This window comes from Shewanella sp. HL-SH4, from assembly GCF_051164845.1.
In the GTDB taxonomy this organism is placed as follows: domain Bacteria; phylum Pseudomonadota; class Gammaproteobacteria; order Enterobacterales; family Shewanellaceae; genus Shewanella; species Shewanella glacialimarina.
This window is the reverse complement of record NZ_CP195037.1, coordinates 2,402,242-2,422,194: the sequence shown is the minus strand read 5'-3', so window position 1 is coordinate 2,422,194 and position 19,953 is coordinate 2,402,242. Positions and strand designations below refer to the sequence as shown.

The 19,953-nt window shown below is 41.4% G+C and carries 17 protein-coding genes and 1 riboswitch; of the genes, 4 read left to right on the top strand and 13 right to left on the bottom strand.

Annotated elements, in window-relative coordinates:
• Window positions 1–131: 131 nt before the first annotated feature.
• Together moaC and moaA are read right to left on the bottom strand one after the other, a co-directional pair.
• On the bottom strand, window positions 132–608 hold the full coding sequence (moaC, locus tag ACRWQL_RS11575; protein WP_434950101.1) for a cyclic pyranopterin monophosphate synthase MoaC: 477 nt from the start codon (window positions 606–608) through the stop codon (window positions 132–134).
• 53 nt (window positions 609–661) lie between these two features.
• Window positions 662–1,642, bottom strand: a complete 981-nt coding sequence (gene moaA / locus ACRWQL_RS11570) for a GTP 3',8-cyclase MoaA (protein WP_226412403.1) — start codon at window positions 1,640–1,642, stop codon at window positions 662–664.
• Window positions 1,630–1,763, bottom strand: a riboswitch (molybdenum cofactor riboswitch). Its footprint overlaps the gene before it by 13 nt.
• 240 nt (window positions 1,764–2,003) lie before the next feature.
• Between moaA and ACRWQL_RS11565 the strand changes: the two genes are divergently transcribed.
• The gene (locus ACRWQL_RS11565) at window positions 2,004–3,653 is read left to right on the top strand and encodes an electron transfer flavoprotein-ubiquinone oxidoreductase (protein ID WP_434950099.1); all 1,650 of its coding nucleotides are present in this window, start codon (window positions 2,004–2,006) and stop codon (window positions 3,651–3,653) included.
• A gap of 136 nt (window positions 3,654–3,789) precedes the next feature.
• On the top strand, window positions 3,790–5,706 hold the full coding sequence (locus ACRWQL_RS11560; protein WP_434950097.1) for a methyl-accepting chemotaxis protein: 1,917 nt from the start codon (window positions 3,790–3,792) through the stop codon (window positions 5,704–5,706).
• Window positions 5,707–5,780: 74 nt separating this feature from the next.
• Here the strand turns inward: ACRWQL_RS11560 and ACRWQL_RS11555 are convergent, their stop codons facing one another.
• The 9 genes from ACRWQL_RS11555 to ACRWQL_RS11515 all read right to left on the bottom strand — a co-directional run bounded on the left by ACRWQL_RS11555 (window position 5,781) and on the right by ACRWQL_RS11515 (window position 15,276).
• Complete coding sequence (locus ACRWQL_RS11555; protein ID WP_434939508.1) at window positions 5,781–6,164, bottom strand: DUF4870 domain-containing protein; 384 nt, start codon at window positions 6,162–6,164, stop codon at window positions 5,781–5,783.
• An 18-nt stretch (window positions 6,165–6,182) separates the two neighbouring features.
• Window positions 6,183–6,875 carry an MOSC domain-containing protein gene (locus tag ACRWQL_RS11550; RefSeq protein WP_434950095.1) on the bottom strand — a complete coding sequence of 231 codons (693 nt, stop codon included), beginning with the start codon at window positions 6,873–6,875 and terminating at the stop codon, window positions 6,183–6,185.
• A 271-nt stretch (window positions 6,876–7,146) separates the two neighbouring features.
• Window positions 7,147–7,992, bottom strand: coding sequence for a PfkB family carbohydrate kinase (locus tag ACRWQL_RS11545; RefSeq protein WP_434950093.1), 846 nt, complete (start codon window positions 7,990–7,992; stop codon window positions 7,147–7,149).
• 107 nt (window positions 7,993–8,099) lie between these two features.
• Window positions 8,100–10,079: a hypothetical protein gene (locus ACRWQL_RS11540; RefSeq protein ID WP_434950091.1), complete on the bottom strand. Its 1,980-nt coding sequence runs from the start codon at window positions 10,077–10,079 to the stop codon at window positions 8,100–8,102.
• 130 nt (window positions 10,080–10,209) lie between these two features.
• The gene (locus ACRWQL_RS11535) at window positions 10,210–11,547 is read right to left on the bottom strand and encodes a coproporphyrinogen III oxidase family protein (RefSeq protein ID WP_434927609.1); all 1,338 of its coding nucleotides are present in this window, start codon (window positions 11,545–11,547) and stop codon (window positions 10,210–10,212) included.
• A 353-nt stretch (window positions 11,548–11,900) separates the two neighbouring features.
• Complete coding sequence (locus ACRWQL_RS11530) at window positions 11,901–13,436, bottom strand: PKD domain-containing protein (protein WP_434950089.1); 1,536 nt, start codon at window positions 13,434–13,436, stop codon at window positions 11,901–11,903.
• 489 nt (window positions 13,437–13,925) lie between these two features.
• Entirely contained in the window at window positions 13,926–14,588 is a 663-nt protein-coding gene (locus tag ACRWQL_RS11525; protein WP_434950087.1) for a substrate-binding periplasmic protein, read from the bottom strand.
• An 8-nt stretch (window positions 14,589–14,596) separates the two neighbouring features.
• Complete coding sequence (locus ACRWQL_RS11520) at window positions 14,597–14,791, bottom strand: hypothetical protein (protein WP_434950086.1); 195 nt, start codon at window positions 14,789–14,791, stop codon at window positions 14,597–14,599.
• Window positions 14,792–15,135: 344 nt separating this feature from the next.
• The gene (locus ACRWQL_RS11515; RefSeq protein WP_434927612.1) at window positions 15,136–15,276 is read right to left on the bottom strand and encodes a hypothetical protein; all 141 of its coding nucleotides are present in this window, start codon (window positions 15,274–15,276) and stop codon (window positions 15,136–15,138) included.
• Window positions 15,277–15,591: 315 nt separating this feature from the next.
• Between ACRWQL_RS11515 and ACRWQL_RS11510 the strand changes: the two genes are divergently transcribed.
• On the top strand, window positions 15,592–16,872 hold the full coding sequence (locus ACRWQL_RS11510) for a hypothetical protein (RefSeq protein ID WP_434950084.1): 1,281 nt from the start codon (window positions 15,592–15,594) through the stop codon (window positions 16,870–16,872).
• A gap of 387 nt (window positions 16,873–17,259) precedes the next feature.
• Here the strand turns inward: ACRWQL_RS11510 and yqfB are convergent, their stop codons facing one another.
• Window positions 17,260–17,583: a N(4)-acetylcytidine aminohydrolase gene (gene yqfB, locus ACRWQL_RS11505; RefSeq protein ID WP_434950082.1), complete on the bottom strand. Its 324-nt coding sequence runs from the start codon at window positions 17,581–17,583 to the stop codon at window positions 17,260–17,262.
• Window positions 17,584–17,616: 33 nt separating this feature from the next.
• Window positions 17,617–18,486 carry an AraC family transcriptional regulator gene (locus ACRWQL_RS11500; protein WP_434950080.1) on the bottom strand — a complete coding sequence of 290 codons (870 nt, stop codon included), beginning with the start codon at window positions 18,484–18,486 and terminating at the stop codon, window positions 17,617–17,619.
• A gap of 278 nt (window positions 18,487–18,764) precedes the next feature.
• Between ACRWQL_RS11500 and ACRWQL_RS11495 the strand changes: the two genes are divergently transcribed.
• Window positions 18,765–19,928, top strand: a complete 1,164-nt coding sequence (locus ACRWQL_RS11495; RefSeq protein WP_434950078.1) for an iron-containing alcohol dehydrogenase — start codon at window positions 18,765–18,767, stop codon at window positions 19,926–19,928.
• The last annotated feature ends 25 nt before the right edge of the window (window positions 19,929–19,953 follow it).

Below are 19,953 nucleotides of genomic sequence, written 5' to 3'. Positions count from 1 at the left end.
AATCTTATCTTCACTTATCAATATCGATTAACGTAGGATAATACTGGTTTTAATAACAAGAGCGAATTTAGCAACAATATAGGGGGTTACAACAATCCTGGGGTTAACTCATCATGTGATACCAACAAGATTTAGGCTTTAAAGTGGCCTGATTTTCCACCACGCTTTTCCAGTAATCTAACCTGTGAAATCACCATATCTTTTTGCACAGCTTTGCACATATCGTAAATGGTTAATGCCGCCACTGATGCCGCAGTTAATGCTTCCATTTCAACGCCGGTTTTACCGGACAACTTACATAAACTATTAATGCGCACCCGATTAAACTCAGGTTCCGCGACTAGCTCAACTTCCACTTTGGTTAGCATTAATGGGTGACACAAAGGAATTAAGTCAGCGGTTTTTTTAGCCGCTTGAATACCGGCAATACGTGCTGTAGCAAACACGTCACCTTTATGGTGGCTGCCGCTCATGATCATTTCAAGGGTTGCCGGGGCCATTTCAATAAATGCTTCAGCGCGGGCTTCACGTTCAGTCACTGCTTTCTCGGTCACATCGACCATGTGCGCATTGCCGTCAGCATTAATATGGGTAAATGCGTTGCTCATGTATACAGCCTTTAAATTAGAGAATAGAAAAATTCAGCTAGCACTAATATTCACTAGCCACCAATAGATGCTAAGTGCTGGGTAACGCCGGTGATCCCTTGGTGCAAATAATGGGTTTGTTCTTTTTGGGCAAGTTGGCCATGAAGACGTTCGATAAGCTCAGATCGTTGATCGGCATGTTGTAGTAGATCACGTAAATCAAGGCCGCTTTCGGTGAATAAGCATAAATGTAGTTTACCTTTCGCCGATACCCGAAGACGATTACAGCTTGCACAAAAATCCTTTGCATAAGGCATGATCAAACCAATTCGGCCTTGGTAATCTGGACGGCTGAAGTTTTGCGCAGGGCCATCGTCAACGGCGGAGCGATCATGTAGCCAGCCTTCAGCCATCAAGCGCGCCTTAATATCACTACCCGCTAAATGATGCGCTTTAAAATAGTCATGGCCTAAACCGGTTTCCATTAACTCAATAAAACGTAAATCAATCGGAGTGCTTTTAATCCAGTGTAAAAAGCGCGGTAAATCTTTGCTGTTTAAATCTTTCAGTAATACAGCGTTGACTTTAACTCGCTCAAATCCGGCTTCCAGCGCAGCATCAATACCGCGCATCACTTCATCAAACTTGTTTTCACCGGTGATTTGATAAAACATTCGCGGGTCTAAACTATCCACCGACACATTAATGCGCCTTAAACCTGCGTCATACCATTGCTTAGCATTTTTTTCTAAGCGATAGCCATTGGTGGTGGTTGCTACAGTGTGAATGTTTGGATTATCAGCAACAATGCGCACAATGTCGGTAAAGTCTTTACGTAGGGTAGGCTCGCCGCCAGTGATACGAATTTTTTGCGTACCGACTTCGCCAAAGGCCGCCACCAGATTCTCTATCTCTGATAACGTCAAAAAGCTTGGTTTACCATCGGGGCGATAGCCATCTGGTAAACAATAGGTGCATTTAAAATTGCACACATCAGTGACTGACATGCGCAAATAGTGAAATTTTCGACCAAAACTGTCTTGTAGTTGGGACATGTTAACCTTTCCAAGTGTGGGAGGTGAGTGCATTTCTTTGCCCACCCCGGTGGCATTATTACCACGGCTAAATATCCATATCGATAGACGTAGGATAAAAAGCTCGGAGAACCGTCGTTATTGATTATAGGCCTAAAATACTGGCCACAAATACCCCTTTTGCTGTATTTGTCGATAATAGTGATAATTGCATTAGCGATTTGTGACTCTGCTCACTATGATCAAATAGATTGAAATACTGGGCTGCAAGATAAAATTGCGGTAAGGTAAGCAATAGAATAAACGATCGTTTAGTTATCGTAATCATACACAATAATAACTATAAACCCGTTATACAGCGGGCAATTTTAAAGGTGAGAAGATGGAACGCGAATCAATGGAATTCGACGTAGTAATCGTCGGAGCGGGTCCTGCAGGTTTAGCAACCGCATGTCGTCTAATGCAAATATCTAAAGATGCTGAAAAAGAGATCACCGTTTGTGTGGTCGAAAAGGGCTCAGAAGTCGGTGCCCACATTTTATCTGGCGCGGTTTTTCAACCCGAAGTGTTAGACGAGTTGTTTAATGACTGGCGTGATACAGACTCACCGATGAAGACCAAAGTCACTGATGACGATATTTACCTTCTTAGTTCCGAGACCCAGTCTCGTCTTATCCCAAATAGTTTAGTGCCAAAAACGATGCATAATTCCGGTAACTATATTATTAGTGTCGGTAATTTAGCTCGCTGGTTAGCTGAGCGTGCTGAATCTATGGGCGTCGAAATTTTCCCCGGCTTCGCCGCAAGCGAATTACTGTTTAACGAAGATAACAGCGTAAAAGGTATTTTAATTGGCGACATGGGCGTTGGCGAAAATGGCCAACCCAAAGATAGCTTTATGCCAGGTATGGAGTTACACGCCAAATACACTGTTTTTTCTGAAGGTTGTCGTGGTCATTTAGGTAAACAACTGATCGAAAAGTTCCATTTAGATAATGGTAAAACACCACAACATTATGGCTTAGGATTTAAAGAGATTTGGAAAATTCCAGCTGAACAACATCAGCAAGGTAAAGTTGTTCACACAGGTGGCTGGCCGCTAAACAATGGCTCATCAGGTGGTGGTTTCTTGTATCACATGGAAGATAATCAAGTGGCGGTTGGTTTGATTGTTGACCTAAACTACAAAAACCCGCACCTCAGTCCATTTGATGAATTTCAGCGTTATAAAACACACCCGGTTATCTCGCAATATTTAGCTGGTGGTGAGCGACTCACCTATGGTGCACGTGCCATTGCCAAAGGCGGCTTAAATTCGTTACCTAAAATGAGCTTCCCAGGCGGACTTATCATTGGATGTAATGCCGGTACGTTAAATTTTTCCAAAATCAAAGGCACTCATACCGCCATTAAAAGTGGTATTTTAGCGGCTGAAACCTTAGGTGAAGGCTTACTTGCGGGATTAATCGGTGGCAAAGATTTAGACTGTTTCCAAACTCGCTTTGAAAAAAGCTGGCTGCACGAGGAGTTACATCAATCACGTAACTTTGGCCCTGCTCTACATAAGTTTGGCACTCTTATTGGTGGTGCATTTAACTTCATCGACCAGAATTGGTTTGGTGGCAAGTTCCCGATGACATTTAGAGATACTACACCTGATTATGCCACTATGGGACTTGCAAGCGATTACAATAAAATCGATTATCCAAAACCTGATGGCAAGTTGAGTTTTGATAAACTGTCGTCAGTTTATTTGTCCAATACTTATCATGAGGAAGATCAACCTTGCCATTTGCGCTTAAAAGACCAAAGCATTCCTATTTCGGTTAATTTAGTCAAGTTTGATGAACCGGCGCAGCGTTATTGTCCCGCAGGTGTATATGAAGTTGTTGAGGAAGCGGGGGACAAAAAATTTGTTATCAATGGCCAAAACTGTATCCATTGTAAAACCTGCGACATTAAAGACCCAAGCCAAAACATTACCTGGGTAACGCCCGAGGGCGGCGGTGGTCCAAACTATCCAAATATGTGATTGATGTTTACTTATTGCCTTTAATTTTAATAAACGCACTATAATTGGTGCGTTTTTTTTATCTATTGGGCTAAGCTTGTTTAAGTTTTCCCGCTTCAGTCCGATATAGAGTGACAACTGTAACAAGGCGTATGACATGAATTTCTTTAGCCAATTGACCATCAAACAAAAAATATTACTTACCGTGACACTTGCGGTTCTGCTTTCAACCATTCTAGTGGGCGTAATAAGCCAACGCAGTGCCAAAAATGTGGTTGAAGAGCGTATGCTTAGTTCAGAAATGCCCAGCATATTAATGCAAATGCGTAACAAGGTTGAGTTGGATATCAGCACCTTAATGAATGCCGCTGAACAACTGGCCAGTAGCAAGATGTTACTCAAGTGGTTAGAGCGAGGCCGCCCTGCAAGTGAAGAAGGTGATGTCGTTGCACAGCTCAAAGGCATTACCCAACAATATGATCTTGCCCAAGCCTCTTTTGCGGACAGAGAAACTGCAGCGTACTACACCCAAGACGGCTTTTTACGAGTATTGAACCAACAACAGGACGGCTGGTTTTTTGACTATAAAAACAGTGGTCAGGAGCGGATGCTCAATGTTTTTACCGAGGACAATGGTGATGTCAAACTGTTTATTAACTACCAACAGCCGAATGGCCGCGGCCTAGTCGGTTTAGCAAAATCACTTGATGACATGGTTAATCTGTTAGCCTCATTCAAAATTGAAGACACAGGCTTTGTTTATTTAGTCGATGCTGAAGGTCAGGTGAAGCTATATAATGATAAAAATCAAAAAGGTAGAACCTTAAATCAGTTATACCCCAATGCCGACATCCAAAAGCTACTCAATAAAAACGACTTTAACCTTGTTAAAGCGGCGGTCGACAATCAAGACATGTTAATTGCCAGTAGCTATATTTCTTCTATGGGCTGGTATTTAGTCGCTCAGGTACCTGAAGCTGAGGTTTTTGCATTAATCGAAGAGTCGTCATATCACATTTTGATTTCGACTATTATTATTGCGGCACTATTTATCGCTATCGCGATTGCTGTAGCCGGTTCAGTAAGCCGTCCGATCACTCAAGTTGCCGAGTTATTTCGCAACATTGGTGAAGGCGAAGGCGATTTACGCCAACGTTTACCTGTTAATGGTGAAGATGAAATAGCTCAACTTGCCCGCGGTTTTAATAGCTTTATCAGTAAAATTCAAGATTCTGTTATCGAAGTCGCTCAAACCAGCGAACAGCTGGGTAAATCAGCTATTGATGTATCAAATCAAGCGCATCAAACATTAGCAGACAGCCAGCTTCAGAAAGACCGCACCATTATGGTAGTGACAGCTATAAATGAAATGGGTGCCACGGTTAATGAAATTGCCAGTAACGCAGCCCAAGCAGCGGTTACCGCAAGAGAAGCCGATACGGAATCAGCTGAAGGGCAACAAGTTGTTACCCGTGCCCGTAATACCATTAATCAATTGTCTAAAGATGTAGGTCAAGTAGGTGAAGTGATCGAGTCACTGGCGACTCATACCAAGTCGATTGGCGGTATTTTAGATGTTATTCGCGCCATTTCAGAACAAACCAACTTACTTGCGTTAAATGCCGCGATTGAAGCTGCGCGCGCAGGTGAAGCGGGTCGAGGTTTTGCGGTTGTTGCCGATGAGGTTAGAAACCTTGCGTCACGCACAGCGGCATCGACTAACGAAGTACAAACCATGATTGATAAGTTACAGTCTGAAGCAAGCCGAGCTGTTAGTGCGATGGAGCAGTCACGAAATCGCTCACGCGAAGGGGTGCAAGCCGTTGATGATGCCAGTAACTCACTTAGCGGTATTAGCCAGCAAATTGCCTCAATTAGCGACATGAATATTCAAGTTGCAGCGGCCACCGAAGAGCAATCAACTGTGGTTGAAGATATTAATCGCAACGTGACCGAAATTAACGATATTACTCAACGTACTGCACAAACAGCACAAGCTGCAGCACAGGCGAGTCAATCACTTAATCAACTTGCCACCCGCCTAGATACTTTAGTAGCACGCTTTAAAGTGTAAAACGTTAATCGTACTGATAAAAATGCCGCGATGACTCTTCTGAGCTCGCGGCATTTTTTATTGCGTGACAAAGCTTATTTTAAAAATTTAATCGTTAACGGGTATTGATACGCCACACCTTCGGTCGCTTTCATAATAGCGATAATGGTGCAAATGATATCTAACAGGGCCAACGCTCCTAGCAAAAGAAATCCTATGCCGACAAACATTAACACCACTGAAATACAGACATAAATAAACAAACTGATTTTAAAGTTTAAGCAATTTTTGCCACACTGATTGGCAAACTCAAACTCATCCCGCTTCATTAACCAAACAATTAATGGCCCTAAAATACTGCCCATTGGTATCACATAACCGGCAAAACTTGAGGCATGTACCAATACGCCCATATCACGAGCTTGCTTATCATTACTTGACTGGTGGCTAGATTGGTTGCTGGGTTGTAAATCTTCCATGATATTTCCTTAAAATAATTATTCCGCCTTACCATACAAGCGCATCTGCCAATCTTCAATCGATTGATTACTGATACGACGAGTTAGTGAGTCCACCCAGGATTGCGCTAATCCAGGGCATTGTAAAAGTTGTTGATATTGTTTGGCATCAAACTCTGGCAAAAAGTAAATTTTCATCGCATGGACAATACTGATATCAGATAAACGATCGACCAGATAGATAGCGTCATCACTGGCAATATCCCCCTCCGATAGTACCCTATAAAACCAGCCACACATTTTGCTTTTTTGCATCGCAAGGGCAAACTCGGCATGACCAAATTGAAGATTAAGCTTAAAACAAGGTGAGCGCGGTTGAGTGACTTGCAAAGTGACATCACCAATTTGAATAATATCGCCGATATTCACCTGGGATTCATTCAAGCCAACAGTACTGATATTTTCTCCCATTGCTGGCGCATCTTTAAACGATGACATCATGTCCCAGCGACGATATTGGCCATAATGTTCACGGGGAAAATGATGTAAGACTCGATCTAAACCGCCATGATGTTTAGGGTCTGCTTCACCATTACCGAGAACCCGGTCAAACTGAACCGTCAGTTTATTAACAGCGTACTTCTGGTTAATACAACTGGCTACACCGTTGTGCATTTGCACTTCGTCACCTAAATAAAGTGCCGATATTTGATTCACTATGCGATTTTTCACTCAGTACATCCTTGAACAAGATCTGCTTTGAAACATCAACATACCTAAATAAAATGCAAAAAAAAAGCCTCACCAATGAAACGGGTAAGGCTGAATATATCAAGTGGGGAGTTCAGGCTCTATGAGATAGAGTCAGAACAAAAAAACGCTTAAGACATTAAAGAGTAAACTAGCTCTTCAACATGAATAACTTTACCCTGCTTTGATGACAAACAAATGACAGTAATTAACTTAGTAGGTATTAACTAAGCAGATATTAACTAAACAGGTATTAACTAAACAGATAGTTTTTTAGCTTATCCCCGGGCACAGAACTCGGAGTCGCAACGGCAAAGGCAGCCCATCTAGCACCTTCGGCCATTGCAGCGGTCATACTATGACCATTACATAAACCATGAATAACACCGGCTGCATAATTATCACCTGCACCCGTGGTATCGACGACATCAGTTTGCACAGCTGGAACATGTTGCTGAGCGTTTTGCGTATAAACCGTCGCGCCCTTTTCACCGTCGGTGACAATAAAAGACTGCACATGCTCGCCACTTATCGATTTAGCAAACGCCCACAAATCCTGACCACAACGTCCTTGCATATCGGTAATAGAAGCAATTAATACGTGACAAGGCCTTGGTCGTTGATCTTTGGCTAGTTGCGCCACCACCAGCACTTTAGATTGCCTCATAGCAGCTAATGCCCATGCATCAGCACCAATTGCAGACGTATTAATGTAAAACGCATCCCACTTTGCCCAATTAGGCTGCTTAGCTAGTTCAAACGTTGGTCGCTGCGGCCTGATAATGGTACGTTCACCATCGGGGGTCATCACCAATAGCATTTCACAGGTGTTACCGGCAAAACGTTGCACCATTCTACAATCTAACCCCTGGGTGCTGGCTTGTGCCACAATCCAATCGCCAATATCATCCGTGCCCACTTGGCTCACTAAAGACACATTATGCTGCGCCCAAACTAACCCTAAACCCGTATTAGCCCCGCCGCCACCGAGCCGGAGCCCACCATCTTGATAATGAAAACGGCCACCGGTTTGCAGCGGTTTATCAAGCCGAAGAATTCGGTCACAGTTGATGTTTGCCAGTAATAAAATATTAGCCATGATGAATGCACAATCATATAATTGAGGTCGTTTAAGAGTACCCGTTATAAAAAAAACGGCAACCTAAGTTGCCGTAATAATTGATTGAGCTAAAACAATGTTAGAAATTAATTCAACTTAGCAGAAGAATTAACGCGCAATAACCCAATTAATAGTGGATTGGTGTTTTCACAGCTTTGTTGAAAATTCACCGCTAATTTCTCCACATTATTATTGGCATCATATACCAATTCTAATATTTCAAAACTGCCTAGACTATTGTTACAACCCCTACCGTCGCCGGTAAAACTTAACCCCGCGGTAACAGGTGATTGGAATGGATAGCGTGTTGCGTTTTCATATTTTTTTACCGCTAAACTTTCGCCTTTAGGGGCGGCAAGATCTAAGTTCCACCATGTATTAGAGTTAATACCGACAGAAATATAGTCCCGTTGTTCGGCGCCATTACTGAACACTGTGAATGATGAATCTGAGGTATCGAAAGTCTGAGTTTGTCCGCCACCAATATAATCACCCATTGAACTCACAAAATGAAGTACTGTGCTGCTCGGCGTAAAGTACTTTATGGTGAAATCAGACGAAATAACATAGCCCTGACCGTTATCAATTTCAAGACGCACTGAAATATCATTAGCATGCCCTGCGGGAGCAGAAAATGTCGTCTTACTCGCTGATTTATCGGCAAATACAAGACCTACATTATTGACATCAATCCATTTGAAATTAAGTTTTTTGCCTTTATTCATCACCGATTTAGATGCATCTAAAGTGGGGAAGTCGTCCGCCTGATACAAGCCTGTCCCTTTGTCCAAGTTGATCAAGATTGCATCATTAACATTAATGCCAGTGACTCGGTATACGTATCGAGCAACATCTTGAGTGCTAATTAATTCAAATGAATCAATTTCATATTCTCTACCTGCAGCTAATGGCGTCTTAGGTGTAATACTAACAATTGCCCCTGCAACAGACACGGTTGCATCCACGCGATGATAAGGCCAGTTAGTCGTATTGAATGTTGTGGTATACGTCCCAGACTTCACCGGTCTAGACATAAGAAACTGAACACTTCCACCACTGGCAGGAAACTCGGTCAGCAAATCGCTATTTAACACGCCAACAAAATCAAAGTTGTCTGAACGGTAGGCGTTTACGTAGTTATTTGCGCCACCCGAAAACCACCACAGGGAACCTTCAACAGCATAGCTCCAAGAAATACTGTAAATGTCAGAACCCGATTTAACATTCATAGATTCAGAGTTGGTCACAAAGTTACTGCTAGTCTCAACAATATCGGTATTTGAAGTAAAAACATGCATCAAGCCCTTATGGGGATACTCAGAAAAGTGCCCAACTAAAGGTTCTTTAAATGCAAAGGAAAAACTCACTGCCGCCACAGGTAATTCAATTTTCCCCGCACCGCTAATGCTATAAGTAGCATCTGAAAACTGCTCAGAACGGGTAATAGCCGTATTAACAAAGTTCATTTTCAGGTCAGCATTACGATCAACTATAAGCGATACATTGCCTATATTTTTAACTGTGGTTTTTTGACTGACAGCAAACTTTTGAATTTCGGTACCCAAAATCCCTTTGAACTGAAGAAGGGTTTCTCCGTCAAACTCAACATCCGATAAATTAACTTCTGCGAGTGTTTTACCGTCGTCAGAATTAAGGCTAACGATTTTAACGGCAACCACGCCTGAAATCGTGCTATCTAGGGAAGGGATGTAGCAATCACGATAATCTATAGAAATAACATCAGCAGCTGAAATTGTGTTGCTGCCATCAATATCATTGATTGTTCTTGTGGAAATACCGCCGTTAGTACAACTTTTATCGATACCTAAATCGTTAAAACTGGCTTGTTTGATAATGCTATTGGCAAATGTGCCAACCTGAATAAAGCTTTCTGCCACACTCAGGGCCATAGTCGATGTGTTTACGGGATCATCTTGAACTTTAAAGGTTGGAAGTGGAGTGACTGGTGGTGGCGTAATTGCAGGCGAAGAATCAGACCCACCGCCGCAACCCGCTAATGAAAGTACCAATGCACCTAATGCAAATCCCTTTGAAAACTGGCTCATAACTATCCTTTGAACAAATAAAACCTAAGTAGCAGAAGCGAGCATCATAACTGAGTTCTATTTGTTAAAGAATAGTGACATAGCCGTGTTAATGAAATATTTACGCTAAATGCTTCAATCTTAAAGAAAACTACATATCTAAGTCGGTTAATGGCTTGCGCAGTTGCGCCCTGACATTATCCATACCCGAATAAAACTCTTTCATCATCAATAATCCCATCATTTTGCCGTTATCAGTCACAATCAGTTTATCTGGGTTTACTGGGTCATTCTTAATCGCGCCCATTGCTTTCATTGAACTCATTTCTTTGAATAATGCGGTGTCTAAATTCACCCCAAATTCATCGCGGAAATACTTACGTGATAAACGACCAGAAAACATGCCTAGTAAGAAGCGATATTGCATCACCTCTTTCTTTTGGTAATGCTTTTGTTGCTCTACAGCCATGCGCCCCTGGGCAATACGCTCTTGGTATTTTTTCAATGAGAAAGTATTGACATATAAAGTATCGTTTAAAAAACTAAATGACCCAGACCCCACACCTAAATACTCATCATGATCAATTACATACTCATCAAACCCTTCATCATTGGCTTTGCCAAACGCCCAGGCTGATAATTGGGTATATTGGCCGGTTAATTTGTTAAGGATCTGACGGTATTGATTAATCATTTCACCCTGTGGCGCTGCCAGCGTGCCTTTAACACTTTTACGGGTTTGATGGGTGATCATTAATGGGTAAGTGGTAATTTGTCTTGGGTCTAATCGAGAGGCCATCTCTAAATCTGACTGAATAACCTCATCGGTTTGGCCGCGAAAACCAAAAATCAAATCGACATTAATGATGGGGAATAATTCTTTTGCCGCCATAATACGGTCAAAAGTTTGCTGGCCTGAACCAAACTTATCTAAGCGGTCAGTCATTTTTAAAATACCGTCATCAAAGCTTTGTACCCCAATCGACATACGGTCGACTAAGCCTTTCAATTGCCTAAATTCAGGGTTAGCCAAATGCTGTGGGTCTGACTCACACGACACCTCTTTAATATCAGGAAACAAGGTTTTAGCATGTTCAATGGTACGGGCTAATTCATCTTCCAATACCGTAGTGGTACCGCCGCCAATATACATAGAGCTAAATTGATAACCTAAGTCTTTGGCCATCTGCATTTCTTTGCGCAGCGCTACAAAGTATTCCCGCGCCTTATCTTCGCGGAATAAAAAACGATGAAAAGTACAAAAAGAACACAGGGTATGACAAAACGGGATATGGGCGTACAGCATGTACTTGCGCCCTTCCACAGGTTTAGGCATGCGGTCGGTTGAAATGGTATCTAGGCGCAAATTTTTATCGACATAAAACTGCATCACCTTTTCCATCGAGCTCACCATCCAGTTCGGAATGGTAATATTCGACTGATAAGGCTGAATCAACCCATTAGATGCTGGTTGAATAATTGGAGACATAAATAATCCTAAATGAGTGCTATTTTTTGCGAGCAAAATCAATGATTACAAAGCGATAAAAGATACATCCTGCAAGCGGAGTCTAAAAATACCACTTTAGGTATAGATAAAATGTGAGGTAGACGATGCTATGTAAACTAAAAAGTAAACTAGCAGGATTTTCAGAGACGATTTGTTAAGCAGGTCATGTTTTAGATTTGATTAATGTATTGAACACCCAAAGTGTGTTTGTCAGCAATTAATAGCTTACGGCAGGCTTATGTGCAGATATTAGATGATGTGAAACATCCACAATGCTGGTTATATAAACCAGCATTGTGTAAATGTTAAAACCAACATTTATACGAGCAATACTACTGAGCAATGATCAGAAATGTACTCGGCAGTAGAGATGTTTGAATACCATCACTGACGCTGACTTCTAGGGTATACCAACCAGGTAAATCCGGCGTAAAATCGGTCACTGACTGAGTTGGCGCGCTAAATGTGCCTTCTGTACCAGGATCTTTTTCCACCAAGCGCCATTCAAAAGTCAGAGGTTGACCTTCGGGATCCGTCGCCAGCACTTCTAGCTGAGTAGGGTAGCCTGCAACAACGTGAGTATTGTATATAACCTCAGTAATGACCGGCGGATGGTTAACAGCAGCGCGGATCATTTGGGTTGCTGGCTCTGAGGTTAGTTTATTATCAGTAGCAGTCAAAGACACAAGATAATCCCCTTTGGCATCTAGGTATAGTTGAGTATTCTGCTGATTAGTACTGGTAAATTCGGCGCTGCTATCGCTAGGTTTAGAAACTAAGCTCCAGCTATAACTTAAGCTATCATTGTCAGGGTCAACTCCCACACCTTGCAAGTTAATGGTTTCACCTTGTTTAGGTGAGCTAGAATTGAGATTAATGCTCACAACTGGGGCTCGATTGACCGCCGTTACCTGCAATACCAGTGTCTTTTTATCTTGTAGTTTGCCATCACTGACAGTCAGCTCGACATGGTATTCACCTAAAGTACTCGCGGTAAACTTCGCTAGCTGCGTTGCTGCCTGATCAAGTTTTACGTTGGCATTGTCCGGCTTTTGAGTAATTTGCCAGCTAAAACGTAAACTATCGCCATCAGCATCCGTACTTTGAGCAGCAGAAAGCGCCAGCTCCTCATTCACTTTCAGTACAGTACTCGCAGCTGTAATAGATGCCACGGGAGCCGTGTTACTGGTAACCCCTGTAGCTGTGATAACACGCTGGACTACATCGGTATTATTATCTTGATCTTTCAAGCGCAACTGCACTTTATACTCACCCAACTTGTCGGCGGTAAAATATGTTTCTACTGCGTCTGTGCTGGTCAGTGTCGCTACGCTAGCAGTAGGCTTCTCTAATAAACTCCAACTAAAGCGAGTGTCAGTTTTTAGCTGACTGCTTTCACCTGAAAGCGTCACTTTATTACCCTGCTTTACCGTACTTGCAGAAGTAATAATGGCTGTAATCGCTTTATCCCCTCCAACTTGTAATACTAAGCTAGCCTTATCAATTGCGCCTTTCCCATCGCTTACAGTCAAGCTGATTTGGTATTCTCCAGCCATCGTCAGATTAAAGCTCAGTTGCTTACTCTTAGCATCATTTAAAGCCAAGACAACACCTTGTGGATCAATAACCTGCCACTGGTAACTTAAATTATCACTATCCGGGTCGCTACTTTGATCTCCTCGAATTAATACCGTGTCGCCAATACTCATTGAGGTACTATCTATTGAGGTACTATCTATTGAGGCTATAGCTGTTGGTGCACTATTGTTTTCTATAGGCGTTGTTGAACTACTATCACCAGAGCCGCCACCACAAGCAACCATGGTAAATGCCATAAAAGGGAATACTAGGTAAGATTTCATTTTCATTACACATCCTTGTTATTGTTTAATTTTCATCCTCACATCCATCCTATGTCATTCCTTTCCTATAACAAAACGTAAAATGTTACATTTTATTAAATAAGTTAACCTATTCAAGTTCAAATATTAATTCAACTCTCGCACAGGCCTAGTGGCTTGTTTGCTATCAGTATTGATAAGAAAATTTAGCGGGGGCGGGATAAACTTTATAAAAAATCAGGTAACCGATCTGCTTTTACCTTGTTTTGTATTGCTCTTTGCAACAATCATCAATGCAGCTCAATCGAAGAAGCAACAACTCAGATTGCAGTTATGATCTGCTGTGACTTAGCCAACAAAAAAGTAACAACAGAATTGGCCAATCTCGAACACAATCATCAAGCACGCCGTTTAGGGGAAGAAAAAACCATTCAATAACACGTGCCGATCAACTTAGCGATAAAGTTTACTCAGACCACTAATTATTGAATAACCATTAGACTTAGCTTTTTACAGCTAGTGGGTGGGTGAAGCAGCTAAGCGTATAGTGACATTGTCATCTAAGGTGAGCGATAACATTTGCTGGAATTTGTTCTCAATGGCAAGTCGAGTGCCGTCTTGTTTTATTTGCGCTAGGCCAAAATTAAAGTCATCGCGAATATCGGCGTGTAAAAATGCAAATCGGTAGGACGTAGGGGCAAATACTTTATGGCAAATCACCTCTTGTTGTACTTCTTCTTTAGTGAGCTTGCCTGTGAGATAGGACTGCCTTAGGTAATAAATAAAGATATTCTTATCCATCACGGCAACATCCATTCTCTGTTTCATCAGCATTTTCACTTGTAGTATTTGCTTCGCCTGTTCGCGATATTGGCTGTTTAGTGCGGCCATATTAGTGAAGTCTTTGCCTAAAATCATAGAGGCTCGCTGAAAGGCAACAATACTCTTGTCTTGCAAATCGGCGACTTTATCTATTTTGAAATGCTTATCTTTAAGACTAATGGCACAATTTTGAAAACGAATGACCACATCTGAATAAAACACGCCTTCGAGCATGTTTTGTTTAGTATTAATGATGCCATCGAGTTTGCCTTCTTTAAGTGCATGAAAGGTACGCGCTAGGGGCAGGTATTGAATGTTGACGCTATGGCCTTTAACGGCAAGGGCACTTTTGAGCAATTCGAGTTCTAAACCACTGTTAGATTCTTGAATGACATAGGGGGAATTGAAAAGCTGACACCGATTTCAAGATCTTTGGCTTGTATGCTGCCAGAAAATAAATAAAGTAAAATCATGCCAATAGCATTTAAACACTTAGCCTTTAGATCCGCTAATGTTAACATATTAGATTGTGGGAAGAGCCGATTGCTCTCATTATTCATTTTATTATTGACCTCTAAATGATGGTAAACACTAGCCCTGCTTCAGCGATTTTTTCTGCCGTCACCTAACTTATCCAATCATGATTACACCTAACTATAAGAGGTCTTATTAGATTAGCATACTTTAATTTTGTTAACGTTAAGCTCAGAGAACTGCGGTATTGGCTAAGCGCCTGAATGCTTGAGTATTAAGTTTGAAATGGGTGGCTCTTTCACGTCGATCCATAGGGATATAGGAAATGTCATTGTGATGTCAGGAACATCACTGACCATGTGAAAGAGCAACCTTATGCGTAAGCACTTCTGTGACACGCTGCAAGTACGTCCCTGTAAGCTCAACGATTTTAAACAACATCCATGTTTAACTGCCAGTTTGGCATCCATGCCTCTCGCTCATAGCGTTTCATAAGATGAAACTTCGCCATGCCATCGACGGTCACAGCCGCGCTTACACCTAATAATTTATCTCTTCGATTAGGCTGCATTGGTAATAACGCCTTTAGATCTTTGGCTGATACGAAAATGTCAGGTACTGGTAAGCCTAAGGCAGGTAATTGGTTGGATGACCGTTATGTCCTACTGTGATTTAACCAACAAAAAATAAGTAATATATTGAATTTAAAATACAAACCAGGTTAAATTATGAAAACTTAAGGACAGAGTTGGCCAATCTCGAACACAATCATCGAGCACGCCATTTAGGGAAGAAGAAGCCATTCAATAATATGTGCCTATCAGCTCCCTTTTTAATGTTTGCCCTTCCTCTACTAATTACATTGCAATCATAGAATGGTGCTCAAATGTCACAATGGGATAAAAAGTTTAAAAGTCATCCGATACATGCCACATTAGATAATTTAGAGGATCGTTTAGGTGACGAAAGCCTTAAAACTGATGACTTATCGGTAATTGAACATATTGATAGAATTGCTCAGCTTAAATCGTATGCAGAAACCTGCCTTGAGAGCTTGATTCCAGCTTTAGTGAATCATGGCAATCTAAATAATACAAATAGTTATATCCAAAGTTTAATCGCTGAGCTTAATAATTTCATTGCAAATAAAAACGTTGCACATTTAAATAACACCGCATCTCATATTGATAATGCAATGGCTCAACTTATTTCACTTCCAATGCAGAGTTTTCCTATCTCTGAACAATCATTTACCAAATCACTGCTTCAATTTAAGTCATTAGCTGAAAAGTCCTTATCAGAAATAAAAGAGTCAAAAGACACTTTACAAGCATCTATAGTTACAATATCTAAAGATGCAGCCGATCAAAAAACAAGTTTAGATAATTTGGTCTTAGAAATTCAAGAACATAGCAAAAGTATTGAAACTTCATTAAATCACTTTGTAGAAAAATTTGAAAATACAGAAAGCGACTTCACAAATAAGTTTGACTCAACTGTTGACGAGATCGAGGAGAAATATAAGAATTATACTCAAGAGTTCAATTCTCAACTTGATGAAAAAATTGAGAATACAGAAAATCTATTCCAAAAAAATCTAGACGAGCAAAAAAATACTTTTACTACGCAGTTAGAGTCACAAAAATCAGATGCTCAAGCAATACTTGACGAACTAGAAAAGAAAAAATCAGAAGCATCTAATTTACTGCAAATCATTGGAAATATTGGAATCACTGGTAACTATCAAAATATTGCAAATATTGAAAAAGCAGCAGCAGATAAATGGCGTAATATTGCACTGTGGTTAATGATTTCAATGGTTGCAGTTATTGGCTTTACTATATTTATTTCTGCTACAAATGGTTTTGATTGGAAACTTGCTTTATTTAGGATTGGTGCAGCTCTAGCGCTAGCAATTCCAGCTGCATACGCTGCTAAAGAATCTGCAAAACATAGGTTACTCGAAAATCATAATAGACGTTCGGAACTAGAACTCGCCTCTTTAGACCCATATTTAGAAAAATTACCTGAAGATACAAGAAATAAAGTAAAAGAAGAGCTTACTAAAAAGTTTTTTGGTTTAAATTCTCAGGAAATAAAAGTAGAAGATTCAATCTCAAGTGTGGCTATTTTTGATTTATTAAAATCAGCTATTAGTAAGAAATAAAGCAATGAGATCAGTTAACCGTTCAGCTTTGATCTTGTTTTGTATCGCTTTTTCCCACAATCATCAATGAAGCTAAATCGAAGAGACAAAAATTCAGGTGCAGATGAGCCAGCGAGTATCCAAAACAAGGATGTTTTGGTTAAGCCCACATGGACGTGCTTGTGGCGTCTCGCTGGATAATCTGCACGTAAGGTCGCTCTTTCACATCCATGTGATCGCGACATTCCGTTCATCCTGAACATCGCAGTGGCAGGCAATAAGTACCGATGAAGTATTGGGCTAGTTACACTAATCAGAGTGATTGCAGTTCAGCATTTTGTGGGTTCAAGGTAAATATGAATATGACCGCACAACATTTGGCTCAGATTGGCTCACCAATCAACTCACCTAAACCAGCTCAAATGAAATCATAAACAATGACTGTTGGTTTGGGTAAACCTTTTGAATAATCTGCTTTAACTCGTCTAAAGGCAGGCTTTCTTGCTGCGCATGAAACTCATTTATGTCATCAAAGGCTAACGGTTCAACCGATAGTATGGTGATGTCGCACACCTTTTGATGGGTTTCTAAGGTGAATACTTCCACTTGCGTACCGGGTACATAATGACTTTCAGATTCATCCCGTATGGTAATGGTTTTTTTACCCGAGGCCACCAGCGGGGTTAAATACTCAAAAAAAGTGATGCTTGTTGGTGCCATGATTTTCGACATAGTTATTGCCTTAATTGCGCGATTAGAATTGAGTTACAGCCTTGCACACTCACCAGGGCTTTGGGCAAAGTAACGCTTAAACTCGCGGCTAAATTGTGTACTACTTTCATAGCCCACCTGGGTTGCCACATCTTTTACTTTCAGTTTTTGTGCTTGTAATAACTCTTTGGCTCGGGTGAGTCTAATTTTCTTTAAATACTGAATAGGCGACGATGCGGTCACCTCTTTAAAACAACGGTGAAATGCCGACGGACTCATGTTCACCAATCCCGCTAAGGTATCTACCTCAACTGACTCGCCATAATGTCGGTGAATATAGCTTAACGCCTTCTCTACTCGCGCTAAGCGGGTGTGGCTAAGCGATAATGCATATAACGGTGCGGCATTTGGGCTTTCAAGTAAGCGATATAACAGCTCAAGCACTAATGCTTCACCCATCACCTTGGCTTCTAGTGGTGATTGTAATGCCTGTAATAGTCTAAACACACTACAGTCCATCTCTTCTGTGGTCGGTGCCACAAAATATCCCGATTGACGCGACTCATTCAAATTTTTGGGTATTTGATTATGCTCATCCATTAAGCGAATAATGTGATTCAGTTGCACCAAATCAATATCGACCATTAATACCAAAACCGGTTCTTCTGGACTGGCAAAGGTTTCACATTCAACCGGTAACGGCACCGTCATGACTAACGCATTCTCGCTGTCATAGTCAAAGGTTTGATTATCTAAATAAAGCCGTTTCTTACCTTGACCTACAAACAACATGCCTTGCGAATAACACATAGGGCCGCGCGCGCCATACTGTGAGCCCCTAAATACATGCACGCCTGCTAAATGGGTTTTATTAACACCTTCTTTAGGTGCGAGTTGTGCCATTAATATTGCGGTGTCTGTCATATCGATTGCCCTGCCGTTTACCTTATTGAAGCACTTTACCAATAAAGCAGAAAAATGCATTAAAAAAACCACCAGAACATACTTTAACAGTAAATAAGGTAGGAATAGGCATAAAGCTGATAGTTATGTGTCTGTTTATTTTAGGCCAGAAGCCTATCATTACCCCATCAACTTTATCGCGCCAATAAGCCGTTAATGATTTTGATTAACGCGGGCAATTTATTGAACTCACGAACCTGCACCCTTTTTATTGGTTCGAAAAATTAAGGTAACATCATATGCTGAATTTTAATTATCGTAATCCTACCCATGTTGTTTTCGGTAAAGACCGTATTGCAGAATTAGACCAACTGGTACCCGCTAATGCCAAAGTGCTTATCACCTATGGCGGTGGCAGCGTTGTCCGTTTCGGGACGCTAGACAAAGTAAAAGCGGCACTAGGTAATCGCACTGTTATTGAATTTGGTGGTATTGAAGCCAACCCTAAGTACGACACATTAATGCAAGCGGTTGAAGTGGCGCGTAAAGAAAACATCGACTTTTTATTGGCTGTTGGCGGCGGTTCAGTGATGGACGGCACTAAGTTTATTGCCCTAGCTATCCAGTTTGAAGGTGACACTGCTAGCCTACTTCATCATGGTTTTGCCCCAGTGCCTGTTGCTGAAGATAAAGTGATTCCATTAGGCGTGATTGCGACTTTGCCTGCGACAGGTTCAGAAATGAATGCCTTTGCAGTTGTAAGCTATAAAGGCGGCAAATTCCCGGTAAATCACCCAAGTGTTTATCCAACATTTGCGATGCTAGACCCTGAGTTAACCTTTAGCTTACCTAAAATTCAAGTGGCTAATGGTGTGGTAGATGCCTTTGTGCATGTACTTGAGCAATATGCGACTTACCCTGTTGATGCCCGAGTGCAAGATCGCACCGCTGAAGGCATTATGCGTACCTTAATTGAAATTGGCCCTATTACAGTGGCAGAGCCTACCAATTATGAAGCGCGCGCTAACTTAATGTGGAGTGCCACGTCAGCCTTGAACGGTATGATTGGTGTGGGTGTGCCATTTGATTGGACTACCCACATGATAGGCCATGAGCTTACGGCGATATTTAACATTGACCATGCGCAAACCTTAGCCGTGGTATTACCGTCAGTTTGGCGTGTATTGAAAACGCAAAAACAGGCTAAGTTATTACAGTATGCAGAACGTGTGTGGGACATTACCGAAGGTGATGAAGATAGCCGCGTTGAACAAGCGATTGTCAAAACAGAAGCCTTCTTCCAACAGGTTGGTTTAAAAACTCGTTTACGTGATCATGGTGTTGAAAAGGCACAAATCGATACGGTTATTAATGCACTAGAAGCACACGGTATGACTGCCTTATCTGAATCAGGCAAAGTGGACTTAGCCGTGAGCCGTCAAATTCTAGACATGGCTTGGTAACTGTCTAAGTTAACAATTTATTAGC

What these genes read in the sequence shown, in the direction of transcription:
- moaC (WP_434950101.1), bottom strand. Translation starts at nt 608, where the DNA reads ATGAGCAACGCATTTACCCATATTAATGCTGACGGCAATGCGCACATG.
- moaA (WP_226412403.1), bottom strand. Translation starts at nt 1,642, where the DNA reads ATGTCCCAACTACAAGACAGTTTTGGTCGAAAATTTCACTATTTGCGC.
- ACRWQL_RS11565 (WP_434950099.1), top strand. Translation starts at nt 2,004, where the DNA reads ATGGAACGCGAATCAATGGAATTCGACGTAGTAATCGTCGGAGCGGGT.
- ACRWQL_RS11560 (WP_434950097.1), top strand. Translation starts at nt 3,790, where the DNA reads ATGAATTTCTTTAGCCAATTGACCATCAAACAAAAAATATTACTTACC.
- ACRWQL_RS11555 (WP_434939508.1), bottom strand. Translation starts at nt 6,164, where the DNA reads ATGGAAGATTTACAACCCAGCAACCAATCTAGCCACCAGTCAAGTAAT.
- ACRWQL_RS11545 (WP_434950093.1), bottom strand. Translation starts at nt 7,992, where the DNA reads ATGGCTAATATTTTATTACTGGCAAACATCAACTGTGACCGAATTCTT.
- ACRWQL_RS11540 (WP_434950091.1), bottom strand. Translation starts at nt 10,079, where the DNA reads ATGAGCCAGTTTTCAAAGGGATTTGCATTAGGTGCATTGGTACTTTCA.
- ACRWQL_RS11535 (WP_434927609.1), bottom strand. Translation starts at nt 11,547, where the DNA reads ATGTCTCCAATTATTCAACCAGCATCTAATGGGTTGATTCAGCCTTAT.
- ACRWQL_RS11530 (WP_434950089.1), bottom strand. Translation starts at nt 13,436, where the DNA reads ATGAAAATGAAATCTTACCTAGTATTCCCTTTTATGGCATTTACCATG.
- ACRWQL_RS11520 (WP_434950086.1), bottom strand. Translation starts at nt 14,791, where the DNA reads ATGAATAATGAGAGCAATCGGCTCTTCCCACAATCTAATATGTTAACA.
- ACRWQL_RS11515 (WP_434927612.1), bottom strand. Translation starts at nt 15,276, where the DNA reads ATGCAGCCTAATCGAAGAGATAAATTATTAGGTGTAAGCGCGGCTGTG.
- ACRWQL_RS11510 (WP_434950084.1), top strand. Translation starts at nt 15,592, where the DNA reads ATGTCACAATGGGATAAAAAGTTTAAAAGTCATCCGATACATGCCACA.
- yqfB (WP_434950082.1), bottom strand. Translation starts at nt 17,583, where the DNA reads ATGTCGAAAATCATGGCACCAACAAGCATCACTTTTTTTGAGTATTTA.
- ACRWQL_RS11500 (WP_434950080.1), bottom strand. Translation starts at nt 18,486, where the DNA reads ATGACAGACACCGCAATATTAATGGCACAACTCGCACCTAAAGAAGGT.
- ACRWQL_RS11495 (WP_434950078.1), top strand. Translation starts at nt 18,765, where the DNA reads ATGCTGAATTTTAATTATCGTAATCCTACCCATGTTGTTTTCGGTAAA.